The sequence below is a fragment of the Rhodobacter capsulatus genome, assembly GCF_052363175.1.
Lineage (GTDB): Bacteria > Pseudomonadota > Alphaproteobacteria > Rhodobacterales > Rhodobacteraceae > Rhodobacter > Rhodobacter capsulatus_D.
Genome location: NZ_CP198946.1, coordinates 1170468 through 1185440, shown reverse-complemented (window position 1 = coordinate 1185440; position 14973 = coordinate 1170468). Strand labels below are relative to the sequence as shown.

The window sequence follows — 14973 nt, the reverse complement described above, 5'->3', positions numbered from 1 at the left end:
TGCAGGCGTGCACCAAGCCCGGCGGCCGGGCCTCAGCGGCGCGGGCGCTGCGAAAGGAAGGCGCAGACCAGAAGCTGGCTCATGTGATAGAGCATCGCGGGAAGGACGATGGCCCCGACCTGATCGGGCGGAAACAGCGCCGCCGCGATCGGCAGGCCGGTGGCGATGCTTTTCGTCGCGCCACAAAAGAGCAGCGCCGATTGATCCGCCTCGGGCAGGCGGAAGAGCCTTCCGGCGCGGATCATGATGATGAGCGCCAGCGCCAGGAAAAGCGCGATCACCGCGGCGAGTATCACCAGCCGCAAGGCCGGGATTGCCTGCCAGAGCCCCGCCACCGTCCCCGCGCTGAAGGCCGCGTAGACGATAAGCAGGATCGAGCCGCGATCGACCACCATCGTCAGCAGGCGGTGCCGCGCGACAAAGCCGCCGATGCGCGGGCGCAGGATCTGGCCCAGTGCGAAGGGCAGAAGGATCTGCTTCGCGATGCCGAAGATCGCCTCGGGGCCGGTGCTGCCACCGGCGCGGTGCAACAGCAGCGCCACCAGCACCGGCGTCAGCACGACGCCGATCAGGTTCGAGACCGACGCCGCGCAGATCGCGGCAGGCACGTTGCCACCCGAAATCGCGGTGAAGGCGATCGAGGATTGCACGGTCGAGGGCAGGACGGCGAGGAAAAGCACCCCGAGCGTCACCTGCGCCCCCAGCAGCGGACCGAAGACGGTGGTGAAGATCAGGCCAAGCACCGGAAACAGCAGATAGGTCGCGGCGAGCGTCAGCCCCTGCAGGCGCCAGTTCAGCAACTGGCTGCGCACCGAGCGCGGATCGAGTTTCGCGCCATAAAGAAAAAAGAGCAGCGACACCGCCCACCAGGTCACTTGCTTCAGCCCGACCGCCATCAGCCCCTGGGCGGGAAGAATCACCCCTGCCCCCACCATGGCCATCAAAAGCAGCATGTAAGTATCGATGCCGAAGCGCTTGAGCGGGTTCATCGCGGGTCCTTTCAGGCAGGTGCCGGGCCTTCCTTGCGGAAAGCCCGGCGCGGTTGCAACCATCTTTGTGCAGGTGTCAGGCCGAAGCCTGGCCGCGCGTGCCGATGATCGGCCAGGCGCGTTTCACCGCGACGGCAATCACGCCGGTGATCACCGCCTTGACCAGATCACCCGGAATGAACGGCGCCGAACCGAGGGCCGCGGCCTTCAGCGACAGCCCCGTCTGCACCGCCAGAACAGGCACACCCGCGCCATAGAGCACGACGATGCCGCCGATCACCGCGAAGGCGAAGGAGCGGATCGCGGTCAGGCGCTTCCAGCCGAGTTCATGCAGCAAGCCCGTCACATAGGCGGCGGGGATCCAGCCCAGCAGGAAGCCGACGGTCGGCCCGGCAAAGACGCCAAGGCCGCCGCGCCCGCCCGAGAGGATCGGCAGGCCGATGGCGACCAGGGCTACCACAAGGCACATCGCCAGCGCCCCGCGCCGCGCGCCGATGACGGCCCCGGCCAGCATCGGCCCCATCGATTGCGCGGTGACCGGCACGCCGATCAGCGGCAGGGTGATCGGCGGAAAGATCGAAAGCGCCGCGGTCAGCGCCGCGAAAAGCGCGATCAGAACGATGTCGCGGGTGTCGATACGAGAGGAGGACATGGAGGGGTTCCTTAGGTTTCAATGGGTCGCGCGAGCGCTGTCGCGCTCGGGCAGATCCTCGATCGCGCGAGCCTCGATGGCGGCGGCAACGTCGTCGGCCGCCTTCAACACACGCACGATCAGCGGCACGATCAGCGCTACGGGATGCGCGCCAAGGCCACGGGCGGCCTGCGCCTCGCGCACGCGCTCGGCTTCTTCGCCGATCACCGGCAGGAAGCGCAGCGCCAGCGAGAAGGCGAGACCGACGTTGGCCGGGTTCACGCCAAGGGGGGCGAGCGGGGCCAGCAGCCGCTCGACGGTGGCGATCATCGCCTCGGTCCGGGTGGTGAGCGTGACAAGGCTCGCCAGCAGCATCAGCGCTGCGATCCGGATCACGACCAGCGCCGCGACGGGCCAGGAGGCGAGCCAGCCCTGCGCGAGAAAGAGCAGCGCAAGCATCCACAGAAGCGGCCGGATCTGCGCCCGAAGCACCCGCGGACCGAAGCCCGCCAGCGGAAAGCCAAGCGCGACCAGCGCCAGAAAGGCCGCCATCAGCCGCCAGTCGCCGATCGCCATCGCGGCCGTGCCACACAGCGCCAGCGCAGCCAGTTTCGCACCCGCAGGCAGACGATGCAGCGGGGAGCTCATTGCATCCTCCGCACATAGGCGTCGAGCGCGCGGTTCGGCACGTCATCGGCGACGACCCGGCCCTTGTCGAAGACCAGCACGCGGTCGAACCCGGCCACAAGGCCCAGATCATGGGTGACGACGACCGCGGTCTGCGGCAGCTCCGCAATCGCCTGCGCCACCTTGCGGGCGTTGCGCAGATCCAGAAGCGTCGTCGGCTCGTCGAAAATCACGCAATCGGGCCTGGTGATCAGCACCCCGGCGATGGCCAGAAGCTGCTTTTGCCCGCCCGAAAGCTTGTGCGCCGATTGGCCCCGCAGCGCGCCAAGGCCGTAGTGATCAAGCACCGCCTCGACCCGCGCGGCACGCTCGGGCGCGGTCAGTTTCAGCCCCTTGAGGCCGAAGGCCACGTCTTCCTCGACCGTCGGAAAGACGATCTGGGTATCGGGGTTCTGAAACACGAAGCCGACCTTGCGCCGCACCGCCTTGGTGTCGCGCGCGGTGCACAGCCCGTCGATGCGCACCGTTCCGGCACTGGGCAACACGAGTCCGTTCAGAAGCCGCGCGAAGGTGCTTTTGCCCGAGCCATTCGCCCCGACCACCGCGACGCGACGTTGCGACAGCTCAAGATCGATGCCGCGCAGCACCTCGGTCTCGGCAAATCTTTGGAAAACAGAGGATATTTCGATCCTCGTGGCGGCAGGCGGGGAGAGGATCTCTCCGCCTGCGGCACCCTGCACGCAAGTGTGAAATGTCGCGACGCTTGAATATGACATCTCGGTGCTCCATTTTACTCTCGGTTGCATGGCTTGAGTGTCCGGTTGAGCGTTCCTGGAAGAAGATCAACCAAACAGGGCGGCGAGGGTCATGTAACCGACCGACGGAACCACGAGGCAGCCGAAGCCGGTGTAGAACGTGGCCGTCAGCGCGCCGTAGGGCACGAGTTTCGGATCGGTCGCGGCAAGGCCCGCGCTCACGCCGCTCGTCGTGCCCATCAGACCGCCATAGACAGCCGCGGCAGCCGGGGTCGTCAGACCGGCGGGTTTCGCCAGCAGCGGCGTCAGGATCATCACGGCGATCGATTTCACCACACCGGCCGCGACCGAGAGCGCGATCACTTCGGAGGACGCGCCCAGCGCAGCCCCGGTCACCGGACCAACGATGAAGGTCGTCGCGCCGCCGCCGATCGTGGCCATGTCCACCGGCGAGGTGTAGCCAAAGGCATAGGCCACGGCCGCGCCGATCGCGGTGGCGATGACGACGGAAACGACGAGCGCCACGCCGCCGGCCAGACCGGCTTTCTTCACTTCTTCAAGCTTCACGCCGAAGGCGGTCGAAACGATGGCGAAGTCGCGCAGCATGGCGCCGCCCATCAGGCCGAAGCCCGCGAAGAGCGAGATGTCCGAGATGCCCTTGGTGCCGCCGGTGACCTTGCCGCCGATGAAGGCGAGCGCAAGACCCGCCACGATGGCGATGGCCGAGCCGTGGATGCGGTTGTTGACCAGCTTGCCGATCGCATAAGAGATCCACATGATCACGCCCACAAGCGCGAAAGCGGTGATCAGAGATTGTTTCTCAAGCGTTCCGAGGATGATGTCGAGCATTTCATTTTGCTCCTTGGGCAGCGCGTTTGGCCGGTTTGGCCGCTTCTTCGGGTTCCGACGTGCCACCAAGGGCGGCGAGCGGACGGATCAGCAGGAAGCCCGCGACGACCGGCAGCAGGCCCGCGATGAAGGCGAGCGTGCCCGCGTTGAAAGCCGCAACGACGTTCTGGCTGGCAGCCATGGCCACGACGATCGGGATATACATCGCCGACCAGAACTTGATGCCTTGCTGTGCCAGTTCCGAAAGCTGGTCACGGTCCATGAACCAGCGGGTGATGACGACCAGAAGCAGCATCGCGATACCGACGCCGCCGACATCGGCGTCGATCCCCACCATGTGCCCGATCAGCTTGCCGATGATCGCCCCGGCGATCAGGCAGCCGCTCATCAGCGAGACCCCATAAATCAACATGTCTTGTCCTCCTTGATCGGCGGAGAAGAGCGCCTGCCCCGTGCAGGCGCCCGTCCGCCTTCCCTTATTCGATGCTCATGATCACCGCACCGGGTTTCAGACGATCACCGGCAGCGACGGCGATCGATTTCACCGTGCCGTCGAGCGGCGCGGGCATTTCGTTCTTCATCTTCATCGCCTCGACGACGGCGACGCATTGCCCCTTGGTGACGGTGGCGCCCACCGCGACCTCGATCGACACGACGACCGACGGCATCTTCACTTTCACATCCATTGCCTTTTCCTTTCGGGCTGTTTGATTGGGTGTTGCGGGGCGGCCCGCCCTTGGGACGGGACCGCGAAAAGGGTGTTCAGGCGCTCGCGCTCGATCAGTTCGACGCCGGTGATGGTCTTGCCCAGCACCGTGGCCGCGCCCGAGACAAGCTCGGTCAGCTTGACGCCGATGCCGCCCGCCAGATCGGCCTCGGCATCGATGGCAATCGCCTGACGATAGGACAGCCGCTCGAGCGCCCGGGCGGCGGCGGCCAGCGGCGGCAGGCTGTCGGCCCGCACCACCAGATCGATGTCGGAGCCCGGCCGCAGATAGGGCAGCCCGGTCACTGTCTGCAGAGCGGCCGAGCCGATCAGGCCGATCTCGACCCCGGTCACCGCGCCGATCCGGGCGATCTCTGGCAGCGCCGGATGCAGGCTCGCGCCCAAGATCAGCGCGCGCTCCATCACCTCGTAGGGGGTGAAGAAGGCCGTGACCTGACCACGCCGCACCGGCACCGCCGCGCGCACCCGTTCGGCGCCGTGGCGGAACGGGAAGGCAAAGCCGAGCTGGCCGCCGCCATCCGGGCAGGGGCCGGTCGGGCGGCAGACGATGCCGGGAATATGGGCCTTGCTCATCGCATCGCGCACGAGTTTGCGGATCGCCGCGTCGCGCATCTGCTCTGGCAGGGCGTCAAGGACGGCCGCCAGGATGCCCGGGCGCGAGGCGGGCGAAACATGGGCAAGGCTGTGACGAATACGGAACATCTCAGCGCCTCTTGATCCAGGCGGGGTCGGTCTTGGCGGTGCGGCTCATCTCGCGCTGCGCCATCACCATCGTGTCGAAAAGCGCGGTGGCCGTGGGCCCCTCGATCACGATCGGCGCGGCGGCGGCGCCCAGCGCGGGCACCAGTTCCAGCCGCGTCGCCGCAGCCCCCGTCACCAGATCGGGCGAGACTTTCACCACCCGGCTCTTGATGCGCAGGATCGTGCGGGCGGTCTTTTCGATCGTCTCGGCGGCGCTCATCGGCGTGTGGGTGACGATCACCTCGTATTCGGGATATGTGCGGGCGCGGCGATAGGTGATGATCTGGCCCACGCGGTCGCAGACATGGCCCGCTTCCGAGACGACGAAACTGTCGCCCATCGGCAGCCCGCCCACCACCAGTTCGCGCCACGGATCGCCAAGCGGCGAAGCCACCAGCGCGATATCCTCGCGCAGCGGCAGGCCATCGAGCGTCAGCCAGCCGAATTCCTGACAGCCGTAAAGATCGTGGACGCTGTAGCCAAAGGCCTCGGCCACCGGCAGAAGCTCGGCATCAAGCGGCGTGCCCGCGCACAGAAGCACGCAGTCCTTCGGCATCTCGCGCTTCAGCCCCAGCTCCAGCGCCTGTTCGAGGCTCGCCCGCAGGAAGGAGGATTCCCCAAGGATCACGCGCGGTTGCGTGCGGCAGGCAGCGACCAGCAGCGCATCGCGGCTGGAGCGGTGCAGATGGATCCAGTCGATGCCGCAGACATCCAGCGCCAGTTTCGAGAACACGTTGACCAGCGGCGGATAGGTGACCAGCATCCGCGCCCCCTGCCCCACCTGCAGCCGCCCGAAGATCTCCCGGGCGACGGCGGTGCGGTTGGGCAATTCGGCATGGGTCACGCCGACGGGGGTCTGGAAAGCGGACGAGCCCGTGGTGAAGGTCAGATAGGCCAGGTTGAAGGGAGTGTGGACCTCCTCGATCACATGCGCCGCGGTGGGGCCGTCGATGCCCTTCTGGGCAAGCGACCGGCGCGGCATCTCGGCCAAGGTCGGCGCCGACCCGAACAGGGTCAGCGCGTCTTCAAGGGCGGCAAGATCGTCAGGCATCTGTTTCGTCCTTCGGGCTCGTCAGTCTTTCAGCGGGCGGGCGCGTAACGCCCGGCCACTTCCGCGAATTCGCGGTTCATCAGCGCGATGACGCGCGGGCGCTCGGTGCGGCCGCCGCGGGCGTCGCCCAGCTTGCCGCGGCCCCAGGGGCCCAGATCGTCCTGCCGTCCCTCGGCCTTGGCGGTGCGGACCTCGGCGATGCGGGCGGCGATGGCCGGACGCATCCCCTCGACCGTTTCGACCAGCGCCTCGACGCCGCCGAGCGAGTGGAAGAAGCGCGGACCGGCGGCGAAGACGGCGCTGGCCTTGGACAGATCTTCGAGCGTTTCCAGATCCTTGCGGATGATCCGCGAGACCGAGGTCAAGGGCATCACATGGATCATCGTGCCGAATTGCGCATCAAGCGACAGGATCGCATCGGCTTGCAGCCCGTGGCACAGGAACGCCCCCGAGATCGCCCGGCCGATCACCATGGCGATGATCGGATGGCCCTTCAGCCGCGCCTCGGCCAGCGCCAGTTGATAGGCGGCAGTCGATTTGTTCATGCCGAAGATTTCCTCGACCTTGCCCGGACCGTTGCCGGGGGTGTCGACGATCAGCACCAGCGGCCGTTTTTCGGCCAAGGGCTTTTCGGCATCGGCCGCGATCGAGGCATAGACGGCTTCCGCCATCTTGTAGCCTTCCTCGAGCCCGATGATCCCGGCGTAGACGACCGGGAATTTCTCGTTCATCGCGCCGCCGTCCGAGGCGATGATCGTGCAGAGCGTGCCCTGCAGCGTCGCGGTGCCGACGACCGCGCCCGGCCCGAATTCCGGATCGTCGAAGGTCTCGGTACCCACCGTGCCTTCGGCAAAGCTGTCCGCATCCACGATCATCTCGATCGCGTCGCGGCCCCGGCCCATCATGCTTTCTTGCATTTCCATGATTTCACTCCTTTCCGGGGTCACACGCTGAGCCGCTCGACGCGGGCGAGGAAGTCGCTCAGGGGCAGGTCGATCAGCCCCCAGGCGTCGTTGTTGCCGGCATGCGACCAGACCTCGGTCGCGTCGCCCGGCTGCATCTGCGCGGCCAGCGCCACGGCGCGCAGTTGCGCCTTGACCTTGGCGGAAGAGCCGATGCGGCGCATTTCCTCGAACGCCTCGATCGAGAGGCCCGTGAGGTGCGAGACCTGTTCGCGGAAAGCAGCGATGCTGTTTTCGACAAGGAAATTCGCGTCGCCCATGATGTATTTGTGCCGCCCGCCGGTGGTGCGGTAGACAAGCGCGCGGTCGGAGGCGTCGAATTCCTCCTTGCCCATTTCCTGCTCGATCACCTCGGGGCCGGTCAGGCCAAGTCGGCCGAATTCCGACATGATGATCACGTCGGTGGCGGCGGCCACGAAGCCCATGCCGCCGAAGGCACCGACTTTCGAGCCGATCAGCGCGATCACCGGCACCTTGCCGCGGGCCTTTTGCAGCTGGTCCATCACCTCGGCATGGGCCAGAAGCCCGGCGTTGGCTTCATGCAGCCGCACGCCGCCGGTCTCGAAGGAGATCACCACCATCGGTTTTTCTTCCTCGTCGAGATCGGCGAATTTCGCGACCAGCTCGTCGTGGAAGTCGATGGCGAGCTTGATCGTGTTCACCATCTTGGCGCCGCCGATCTCGCCCACGGAGCCGCCGATGAAGCGGCCCTCTTGCGAGATCACGAAGACGGGGGTGCGGCCGATCTTGCCCACGCCGGTGACGATGCCGTCGTCAAAGGCCACGGCGTCGCCGAGCAGTTTCAAGTGCGGGCTCGTCACCCGGTCGAACGGCCCGGCGAGTTCGGTGAAGCTGCCTTCGTCCACGAGGCCGATGGCACGCTCGCGCGCCGAGGCTTCGATGAAACGGCAGGATTGCAGGTCTGTCCAGTTGGTCATTGTCGTCTTCGCCTCAGAGCGCCGCGGCCAGCGCCTGTTGCAGGCGCAACAGCACGACGGCGGGGGTGGCGTTGTTGTCGTTGATCTCGATGGCGGCGTCGTAAAGGCCCGTCTCATCAAGGAATTTCTGCATCACGCGGGCCCAGAGCGGGTCGAAGCCGGTGACCGGGGTGACGATCTTGACCGTCACCCGGCCCGCGAGGGGCGCGGGCGTCAGCATGATTTCCAGATCGCTCGACCCGGTGACACCGGTGTGGCTGGGGGCGGGAAGGGTGACCTTGGCCGCGCTGGGGACAAGGTCGAGCTCGAGGGTATGCAAAGCCATGATCGGGGCCTTTCTTACCAGTTGCGGAAACGGGCGGGCGGGTTGTAGAGGCCGCCGGACCAGGTCACGAGATCGCGCATGCTCTTGGCCGCGAGCAGGTCGCGGGTGGCGCGGTTGGGGTCGACGCCAAGGTCGGCCGGGGTTTTCACGATGCCCGCCTCGCGCAGCGCCCGGGTTTCCTCGGGTTTCGCGGCAAGGCCGATTTCGGTGAAGCCCGCGACGGCGCGGATGGCGGCCATGCGGGCCTCCATGTCCTTGCAGCGGTTGAGGTAGGCGATGCCGTCCTCGGTCACGATATGGGTCAGGTCGTCGCCATAGATCATCACCGGCGGGATCGGCAGGTTCGCGCTTTTCGCCAGTTTCCAGGCGTCCAGCTCCTCGACAAAGACCGGCTTGCGGCCCTCGCCGAAGGTTTCGACGCCCTGCACGACCAGACGTTTGCCGCGCGGGATGTTGCCGATGTCGCGCTCGAGCGAGGGCAGTTCCTGCCCGCATTTGAGCCAGGCATCGGTCGGATGGCGCCGCCCCTTGGCATCGCAGCCCATGTTCGGCGCGCCGCCGAAGCCCGCCACCCGGCCCGCCGTCGCGGTCGAGGAGTTGCCGTATTTGTCGATCTGCAGCGTGCCGCCGATGAACATGTCGATGGCGTAATGCCCGGCCGTCTGGGCAAAGGCGCGGTTCGAGCGCAGCGACCCATCCGGCCCGACGAAGAAGATGTCCGGCCGCGAGGCGACATAGTCTTCCATGCCCAACTCACCACCGAAGCAGTGGATCGTGTCGACCCAGCCCTCTTCGATCGCGGGGATCATCGTCGGATGCGGGTTCAGGATCATATGCGTGCAGCATTTGCCCTTGAGCCCGAGTTCCAGACCATAGGTCGGCAGGATCAGCTCGATCGCCGAGGTCAGGAAGCCGATGCCGTGGTTCATCGAGGTCACGCCATATTCGGCATAGATCCCCTTCAGACACAGCATGGCGAGCAGGATCTGGCTGTCGGTCACCAGCGCCGGATCGCGGGTGAAGAGCGGCTCGATGAAGAAGGGCTTCGGCGATTGGATGACCGCATCGACCCAGTCGCCCGGAATGTCGACGCGCGGCAGTTCGTCAACGATTTCATTGACCTGCGCGATGACGATGCCTTCGCGGAACTTCGTCGCCTCGACGATGGCCGGGGTGTCCTCGGTGTTGAAGCCGGTGTAGAGGTTGCCCTTGCGGTCGGCCTTGTAGGCGCAGACGAGCGAGACGCGCGGCGTCAGGTCAAGGAAGTAGCGGCCGAAGAGCTCCAGATAGGTGTGGATGGCGCCAAGCTCGATCTTGCCGTTCTCGATGAATTTCGCCACCCGCCCGGCCTGCGGGCCGCCAAAGGCGAAGTCGAGTTTCTTGGCGATGCCGTTTTCGAACAGATCAAGGTGCGCGGGCAGCGGCACGGCCGATTGCACCATGTGCAGGTCGTGGATCTTGGCCCGATCGACCTTGTTCAGGCAATCGGCAAGGAAATCGGCCTGTTTCTGGTTGTTGCCTTCGATGTTGATGATGTCGAAGGGCCGGATCACCGCTTCCAGAAGGGCCACGGTATCCTTGGCCAACACTTCCTTGCCCTTGACGAAGAGGGGTGCTGCCGCCTCCTTGCGCGCGGCGGTATCTGCCGCCCGCTTGCGCCAGCTGTTGCGCTTGTCGTCGTTCGTCATTTGCTTTCGTCTTCCTCCTTCAGAGGGTTTTCAAAGGGTTGCCTGCGTCGCGGTGAGGGGGATCTCGCCGAAGATGACGCTGTGAAGGGTGCCGTCGGCGTCGCGCAGGCACAGCGCCCCATCCGGGCCAAGCGCTTCGGCGATGCCCTGACGGGGGGCATGCGGCGCGGCGAGGATGACGGGGCGGCCGAGCGTGCAGGAGCGCACCGACCAGGCGTGGCGGGCGGGCTCGAAGCCGAAGCGTTCCCATTCGGAAAGCCGGTGATCGAGCCGGTCGATGAGGGCCGTGAACAGGTCGAAGCGGTCCACCTTGCGGCCGGTTTCGGCGCTGATCGAGGTGGCGATGGCTTGCAGTTCCGGCGGGAAATCCGTGCGGGCCTGGGCAATGTTGATGCCGATCCCGGCGATGATGTGGTCAAGATCGCCCTCGGGGGTCATCACCATTTCGCACAGGATGCCCGAGAGCTTGCGGCCTTCGACCATCAGGTCGTTCGGCCATTTGATTTGCGGTGCCAGACCCGTGGTGCGGGCGATGGCCTCGGCGGCTGCAACGGCGATGACAAGCGTCACCTGTGCCAGATCGGCGAGAGGGCGGGAGGGACGCAAAAGCACCGAGGCCAGCAGACTTTCACCGGGACGCGAAACCCAGGGACGGTCGTATTTGCCCCGTCCTGCCGTCTGATGATCGGCAAGGACGACGGTGCCTGTCGGTGCGCCCCTCCGCGCCAGACCGGCCAGGAAGGTGTTCGTCGAGGAGAGAACAGGCCGGTGGTGGACCGCGCATCCGATCCCGCCCCGACGCCGGAAGGGAAGCGCAAGCGTCGGGAGGTTCGGGAGAAGGTCGGGATGGTGCGCGGTCATGGGAGGGCTCCTTTCAGGGTCTCAGCGGGTCAGTGGACAAGACCGATGGTCGAGGCGAAGACACCGACGGCGATGGCCGAGACGATGACCCCGCAGATCGAGGCGCCCATGGCGAGCGGCATGATCATGGCGTGGGGGTTTTCGGCGAAGGCTTCCTTCTGGGCGATCTTCGCGGTCGAGGGCATGCAGGAGACGCCGGCGATACCGATGACGGGGTTGTAGTTGCCCTTCGAGATCTTCCAGACCAGATAGCCGCCGCCGATGCCGCCGAGTGCCGAGATGGCCAGCGCGGTGATGCCAAGGACCAGCAGGATGGCGACTTGCGGATCAAGCAGGGTTCCGGCTTCGCACAGCGTCCCAAGCACCAGACCAAGCAGCAGAGTCGAGGCGTAAGTGACGGTGTTTTCAAGGAATTGCTGGTAGGGCTCGATTTCCGCTTCCTTGATCGCGACGCCGAGGAAGAACGACAGGATCAGCGGCGTGGCGACGGGCAGCAGCAGGCAGAGCAGACCGGCAGCAACCACAGTGAAGATGAACTTGGCCTGCGGCGTGACATCGGGGAAATCATATTCGACTTCGATCGCACGGTGCTCGGGCTTGATCAGCCAGCGCACGAGGTAAGGGTAACCCGCATAGGTCAGCGACAGGTAGAGGTAAGCAATGATCGAGATCGGCACGAAGAGGTTCTTCGCCATCATCAGCGAGCCAAAGAGCACCATCGGGCCATCGGCGCCGCCAATCGTGCCCACGGCCGCCGCTTCACCGGGCGTCAGACCGCAGTAGTAGCCGATCACCAGCGTCACGAAGGTGCCAAGCTCCGCACAGACCGCCACCGCGATCGAGGCCCAGGGCCGCGCCAGGATGAAGGAAATATCCGCCATCGTGCCGATGCCCATGAAGAGCATGCAGGCCACAAGCGAGTTGACGAAGGTCAGGTTGTAGATCGGCTGCAGGAAGTTGATCTGCATGATGTCCATGAGCGCGTTGGTGTCCGACACCATCGGGTCGATCACCAGGGTGCCGATCTGGCCGCCGTCGAGGATCATGACACCGGCGTTGACCGCCATCATGCCAAGGCCCATCGGCACCATGATCAGCGGCTCAAGCGTGCGCTTGAAGCCAAGATAAGCCAGCAGGAAGCCAAGACCGATCAGCGCCAGACGGGCGAAGGAAATCAGCGGCTCCTGGACGAAGAGGGTCCCGATACCGGGAAAGATGTTGAACAGGGTCTCAAACATTTGAGCGCCTCAGGATGCGTTGGGGGAGGAGAGGAGTTTCGAGATGGCGACGATCACGCCGATCACGGCAAAGGAGATCGCCGCAGTGATCATGTAACTGAACACAGCATAGGTGATGATGTGCATGGGATGCCTCAGAGGTTGGAGGAGAGGATGGGCGGCAGGCTGCCACCCGAGAGCGTGTCGACGCCGATGGTGACGGCCAGAAGATCGGCCGCGCCGCCGGGGCTGATGTTGCGCGCGATGAAGCGGGCATCGAGGGCATGGATGGCGGCAAGCCCCGCCCCCGTCAGCGCGCCGCCCATCGCCATGATCTCGCGCGCGGAGTTGCGCACGAATTCAAGGGCTTCCGGGCCACCGCGCCACAGAACCGTGGTGTCTTCGGTGCCGCTCATCAGCGCCAGAAGCGTGTGCGAGAGCGCGATCGGCAGCGTCGCCCCGGCGGCACGGGCCTCGGCGAGCGCCGGAAGGCCAAGCGTCGCTACGGTCGGGAAGCCCGCCTCGGCCTCGCCGCGGATGCCAAGCACGCCATATTGCCGGAAGAGTTTCTCGCCTGCCGTCACCGGCTCGCGGTCGAGCGTGCCGCGCAGTTCGCGGTCGCAGATGCCGCTGACCATCGCGGCGGCGATGGCGAACAGCTCCCCTGCCCCGGTGATCGGCGCCTTGCGCGCGGCGATCCCAGCTGCAGCCGACAGCACGCCCGCCGAAAACAGCAGGCCGCGCTGGGTGTTGATGCCGCCCGTCGCCGCAAGGAGCCGCGCCTCGTAGAGCGCGCCGACCTCGCGGACCTGCGGCAGCAGACCAAGCGCCGGGCCGGAATGGCCCAGGCCCGCCTCGGCGCATTGATAGAGGCAGGGGGCAATGACCGCCGACGAGACCATGAAGGTCTGCAGCGTCATGTCCCGATGCGCGCCGTTCGACAGCGGCGTCACCAGTCCGGGTTTGGGATGGGTGGAGATTTCAAGCAGCGCCCCGGTCAGGAAAGCCGATCCGATGGACCAGGCGCTCGACTGCGGTGACAGGGCCATATCGCTGAACCAGTCCAGCGGCCTGCGCAACGCGTATTTCATGGGTTTCGTCCCGCGCAACTGACGGCAGCGCGGCGCTTCGTGAACGCCAAGCGTTCCACGGCCAATGCAAGGATTACATCTGGTCGGGGAGACCGTCAGACATGCGCCACACCGATGTCACTTGCTCACGCGGCGCTTTGGGTTCGTCAGCCGCACCTTCGCCCCACACGGGCAGTACGGCTCATCACGGGATCACGGCCCTTTCGGGCGGCCCCGCCTCACGTTCCTGTGATGGTTCGTGATCCGGAGCATGGCGTCATCGTTACGCCTGTCGGTTCCGCTTGTCCAGAAGTCGTTCCAAAGCGCAAGAGCGCTGCGACATTCCGCCACATATTTTCGATTATTCAAAGCAAAAACAAGAACTTGCCGATATGCGGCGGCACTTTGCAACAGCGTCAGGGGAAAGCTGGCATCGCGCTTGCAGCTCGCGATTTCGTCAACGGCAACAGGCGATTGCGAGTTGAGACGCAATCGCCATGCACGCGGCGAAAGCTAGATATGCATCACACCAAAGCCGATCCGCTCGTGGTTGGTGATCGGATGGAAGGCCGATTCGCCATGCGCGGCGACCGCCACCCAATGGCCATCGGCCACCAGCGCGACCTTGAGCTTGAGATTCGACTCGGCCACGACCGAGGAACTCACCCCGTTCAGGCATTCGAGCCCGGCATGGATCACCCCATGAATCTCGCCCGGGCGGTTGCGCACCACCTGCGCATTCAGCGCACAGGCCACGATCGATTTCACGAAGCCCTTCTCGATTTCCGACCGCCGCCCGGTGACATAGGTGATGCCCACCTTCCATGTCGGGTGGCTCAGGATCTGCTCCTTGATCAGCTCTTCTTCTTCCCGGCTGCTGATCGCCGCCATGATGGCGGCCTTGCCGATACGATCCGCGACAACTTCCATTTTGTGTTCCGATCCGACCCGTTTCGCGCCGTTCATAGCGACAGGCGGCATGCGGCTCAATCGCGATGATCAGGCCGCCGCGCGCCCGTCGGGGTGGTCACGCAGGGTCAGACCGCGTCAGTTGATCCCGATCGAGACCATGAAAGAGGTCGTCTTGCCCGAGTCGGCATCATCGCCCATCTGATAGACGCGGATGCGGTAATCGCCCGATGTCGGCAGCTTGATCCCGGTGGCGTCGAGCCCATCGACCGAGCCGTTATAGATCGCCTCGCCGGTGCTGCCGGGCGGCAAGATGTTGAAATAGATCGTGCCGTGGCCGTTCGAAGCCCCCGGAATGAGCGAGACCGCCATCGTCTGCCCTGCCTTCGCGCCGAGCAGGTAATCGACATAGTCATCGCCGACGATCATGCCATTGATCGCGGCATTGTCGTTGCCCGGCGTGAATTTCACCCGCGAATGGCTTTGCGCCTCGGCCATCGGGGCGGGGAGGGTCAGGCAAAGACCGGCCGCAACAATCAGGGACCGAAGATCAGGCATGGCGAATTCCTTTCGTCTTGAGACAGATGAAATGGGCGGGCGCAAACGGGCGAACCGCGGCATATCCTGTCCGCC

General features: G+C 65.5%; 18 protein-coding genes. All 18 read right to left on the bottom strand.

What is annotated here, in order from left to right:
• Positions 1 to 32: 32 nt before the first annotated feature.
• The 18 genes from ACTTAI_RS06705 to ACTTAI_RS06620 all read right to left on the bottom strand — a co-directional run bounded on the left by ACTTAI_RS06705 (position 33) and on the right by ACTTAI_RS06620 (position 14898).
• Positions 33 to 989 carry a bile acid:sodium symporter family protein gene (locus tag ACTTAI_RS06705; protein WP_444455017.1) on the bottom strand — a complete coding sequence of 319 codons (957 nt, stop codon included), beginning with the start codon at positions 987 to 989 and terminating at the stop codon, positions 33 to 35.
• Positions 990 to 1065: 76 nt separating this feature from the next.
• Positions 1066 to 1641: a biotin transporter BioY gene (locus ACTTAI_RS06700; protein WP_444455016.1), complete on the bottom strand. Its 576-nt coding sequence runs from the start codon at positions 1639 to 1641 to the stop codon at positions 1066 to 1068.
• Positions 1642 to 1659: 18 nt separating this feature from the next.
• Positions 1660 to 2268, bottom strand: a complete 609-nt coding sequence (locus ACTTAI_RS06695) for an energy-coupling factor transporter transmembrane component T family protein (RefSeq protein ID WP_444455015.1) — start codon at positions 2266 to 2268, stop codon at positions 1660 to 1662.
• The gene (locus tag ACTTAI_RS06690; RefSeq protein WP_444455014.1) at positions 2265 to 2894 is read right to left on the bottom strand and encodes an energy-coupling factor ABC transporter ATP-binding protein; all 630 of its coding nucleotides are present in this window, start codon (positions 2892 to 2894) and stop codon (positions 2265 to 2267) included. The genes ACTTAI_RS06695 and ACTTAI_RS06690 overlap by 4 nt, the downstream gene beginning before the upstream one ends.
• 195 nt (positions 2895 to 3089) lie before the next feature.
• Positions 3090 to 3851 carry a malonate transporter subunit MadM gene (gene madM / locus ACTTAI_RS06685; protein ID WP_444455013.1) on the bottom strand — a complete coding sequence of 254 codons (762 nt, stop codon included), beginning with the start codon at positions 3849 to 3851 and terminating at the stop codon, positions 3090 to 3092.
• Position 3852: 1 nt separating this feature from the next.
• Entirely contained in the window at positions 3853 to 4263 is a 411-nt protein-coding gene (gene madL, locus ACTTAI_RS06680) for a malonate transporter subunit MadL (RefSeq protein ID WP_444455012.1), read from the bottom strand.
• Between the two features lie 64 nt (positions 4264 to 4327).
• Positions 4328 to 4537, bottom strand: coding sequence for a biotin/lipoyl-containing protein (locus tag ACTTAI_RS06675; protein WP_444455011.1), 210 nt, complete (start codon positions 4535 to 4537; stop codon positions 4328 to 4330).
• Positions 4528 to 5280, bottom strand: coding sequence for a malonate decarboxylase holo-[acyl-carrier-protein] synthase (mdcG, locus tag ACTTAI_RS06670; protein WP_444455010.1), 753 nt, complete (start codon positions 5278 to 5280; stop codon positions 4528 to 4530). Before mdcG ends, ACTTAI_RS06675 begins: the two co-directional genes overlap by 10 nt.
• Position 5281: 1 nt before the next feature.
• Positions 5282 to 6370 (bottom strand): acyl carrier protein, encoded by a 1089-nt coding sequence (locus tag ACTTAI_RS06665; RefSeq protein ID WP_444455009.1) that lies wholly within the window; start codon positions 6368 to 6370, stop codon positions 5282 to 5284.
• A 29-nt stretch (positions 6371 to 6399) separates the two neighbouring features.
• The gene (gene mdcE / locus ACTTAI_RS06660) at positions 6400 to 7293 is read right to left on the bottom strand and encodes a biotin-independent malonate decarboxylase subunit gamma (RefSeq protein WP_444455008.1); all 894 of its coding nucleotides are present in this window, start codon (positions 7291 to 7293) and stop codon (positions 6400 to 6402) included.
• A 20-nt stretch (positions 7294 to 7313) separates the two neighbouring features.
• Entirely contained in the window at positions 7314 to 8270 is a 957-nt protein-coding gene (locus tag ACTTAI_RS06655) for a biotin-independent malonate decarboxylase subunit beta (RefSeq protein ID WP_444455007.1), read from the bottom strand.
• Between the two features lie 13 nt (positions 8271 to 8283).
• The gene (gene mdcC, locus ACTTAI_RS06650) at positions 8284 to 8595 is read right to left on the bottom strand and encodes a malonate decarboxylase acyl carrier protein (RefSeq protein WP_444455006.1); all 312 of its coding nucleotides are present in this window, start codon (positions 8593 to 8595) and stop codon (positions 8284 to 8286) included.
• Between the two features lie 14 nt (positions 8596 to 8609).
• Positions 8610 to 10283, bottom strand: coding sequence for a malonate decarboxylase subunit alpha (gene mdcA / locus ACTTAI_RS06645; protein WP_444455005.1), 1674 nt, complete (start codon positions 10281 to 10283; stop codon positions 8610 to 8612).
• 30 nt (positions 10284 to 10313) lie between these two features.
• Positions 10314 to 11144: a biotin--[acetyl-CoA-carboxylase] ligase gene (locus ACTTAI_RS06640; RefSeq protein ID WP_444455004.1), complete on the bottom strand. Its 831-nt coding sequence runs from the start codon at positions 11142 to 11144 to the stop codon at positions 10314 to 10316.
• A 29-nt stretch (positions 11145 to 11173) separates the two neighbouring features.
• Positions 11174 to 12382, bottom strand: a complete 1209-nt coding sequence (madB, locus tag ACTTAI_RS06635) for a Na+-transporting malonate decarboxylase, carboxybiotin decarboxylase subunit (RefSeq protein WP_444455003.1) — start codon at positions 12380 to 12382, stop codon at positions 11174 to 11176.
• 134 nt (positions 12383 to 12516) lie between these two features.
• Entirely contained in the window at positions 12517 to 13452 is a 936-nt protein-coding gene (gene mdcB, locus ACTTAI_RS06630) for a triphosphoribosyl-dephospho-CoA synthase MdcB (protein ID WP_444455002.1), read from the bottom strand.
• A gap of 492 nt (positions 13453 to 13944) precedes the next feature.
• Complete coding sequence (locus ACTTAI_RS06625) at positions 13945 to 14361, bottom strand: HutP family protein (protein WP_110806324.1); 417 nt, start codon at positions 14359 to 14361, stop codon at positions 13945 to 13947.
• Between the two features lie 117 nt (positions 14362 to 14478).
• Positions 14479 to 14898, bottom strand: a complete 420-nt coding sequence (locus ACTTAI_RS06620; protein WP_444455001.1) for a hypothetical protein — start codon at positions 14896 to 14898, stop codon at positions 14479 to 14481.
• Between the last annotated feature and the right edge of the window lie 75 nt (positions 14899 to 14973).

Coding starts and splice junctions, on each gene's coding strand:
- ACTTAI_RS06625 (WP_110806324.1), bottom strand. CDS start 14,361: ATGGAAGTTGTCGCGGATCGTATCGGCAAGGCCGCCATCATGGCGGCG.
- ACTTAI_RS06675 (WP_444455011.1), bottom strand. CDS start 4,537: ATGGATGTGAAAGTGAAGATGCCGTCGGTCGTCGTGTCGATCGAGGTC.
- ACTTAI_RS06640 (WP_444455004.1), bottom strand. CDS start 11,144: ATGACCGCGCACCATCCCGACCTTCTCCCGAACCTCCCGACGCTTGCG.
- ACTTAI_RS06705 (WP_444455017.1), bottom strand. CDS start 989: ATGAACCCGCTCAAGCGCTTCGGCATCGATACTTACATGCTGCTTTTG.
- mdcC (WP_444455006.1), bottom strand. CDS start 8,595: ATGGCTTTGCATACCCTCGAGCTCGACCTTGTCCCCAGCGCGGCCAAG.
- ACTTAI_RS06695 (WP_444455015.1), bottom strand. CDS start 2,268: ATGAGCTCCCCGCTGCATCGTCTGCCTGCGGGTGCGAAACTGGCTGCG.
- ACTTAI_RS06665 (WP_444455009.1), bottom strand. CDS start 6,370: ATGCCTGACGATCTTGCCGCCCTTGAAGACGCGCTGACCCTGTTCGGG.
- mdcB (WP_444455002.1), bottom strand. CDS start 13,452: ATGAAATACGCGTTGCGCAGGCCGCTGGACTGGTTCAGCGATATGGCC.
- madL (WP_444455012.1), bottom strand. CDS start 4,263: ATGTTGATTTATGGGGTCTCGCTGATGAGCGGCTGCCTGATCGCCGGG.
- mdcA (WP_444455005.1), bottom strand. CDS start 10,283: ATGACGAACGACGACAAGCGCAACAGCTGGCGCAAGCGGGCGGCAGAT.
- mdcE (WP_444455008.1), bottom strand. CDS start 7,293: ATGGAAATGCAAGAAAGCATGATGGGCCGGGGCCGCGACGCGATCGAG.
- ACTTAI_RS06655 (WP_444455007.1), bottom strand. CDS start 8,270: ATGACCAACTGGACAGACCTGCAATCCTGCCGTTTCATCGAAGCCTCG.
- ACTTAI_RS06620 (WP_444455001.1), bottom strand. CDS start 14,898: ATGCCTGATCTTCGGTCCCTGATTGTTGCGGCCGGTCTTTGCCTGACC.
- ACTTAI_RS06700 (WP_444455016.1), bottom strand. CDS start 1,641: ATGTCCTCCTCTCGTATCGACACCCGCGACATCGTTCTGATCGCGCTT.
- mdcG (WP_444455010.1), bottom strand. CDS start 5,280: ATGTTCCGTATTCGTCACAGCCTTGCCCATGTTTCGCCCGCCTCGCGC.
- madM (WP_444455013.1), bottom strand. CDS start 3,851: ATGCTCGACATCATCCTCGGAACGCTTGAGAAACAATCTCTGATCACC.
- madB (WP_444455003.1), bottom strand. CDS start 12,382: ATGTTTGAGACCCTGTTCAACATCTTTCCCGGTATCGGGACCCTCTTC.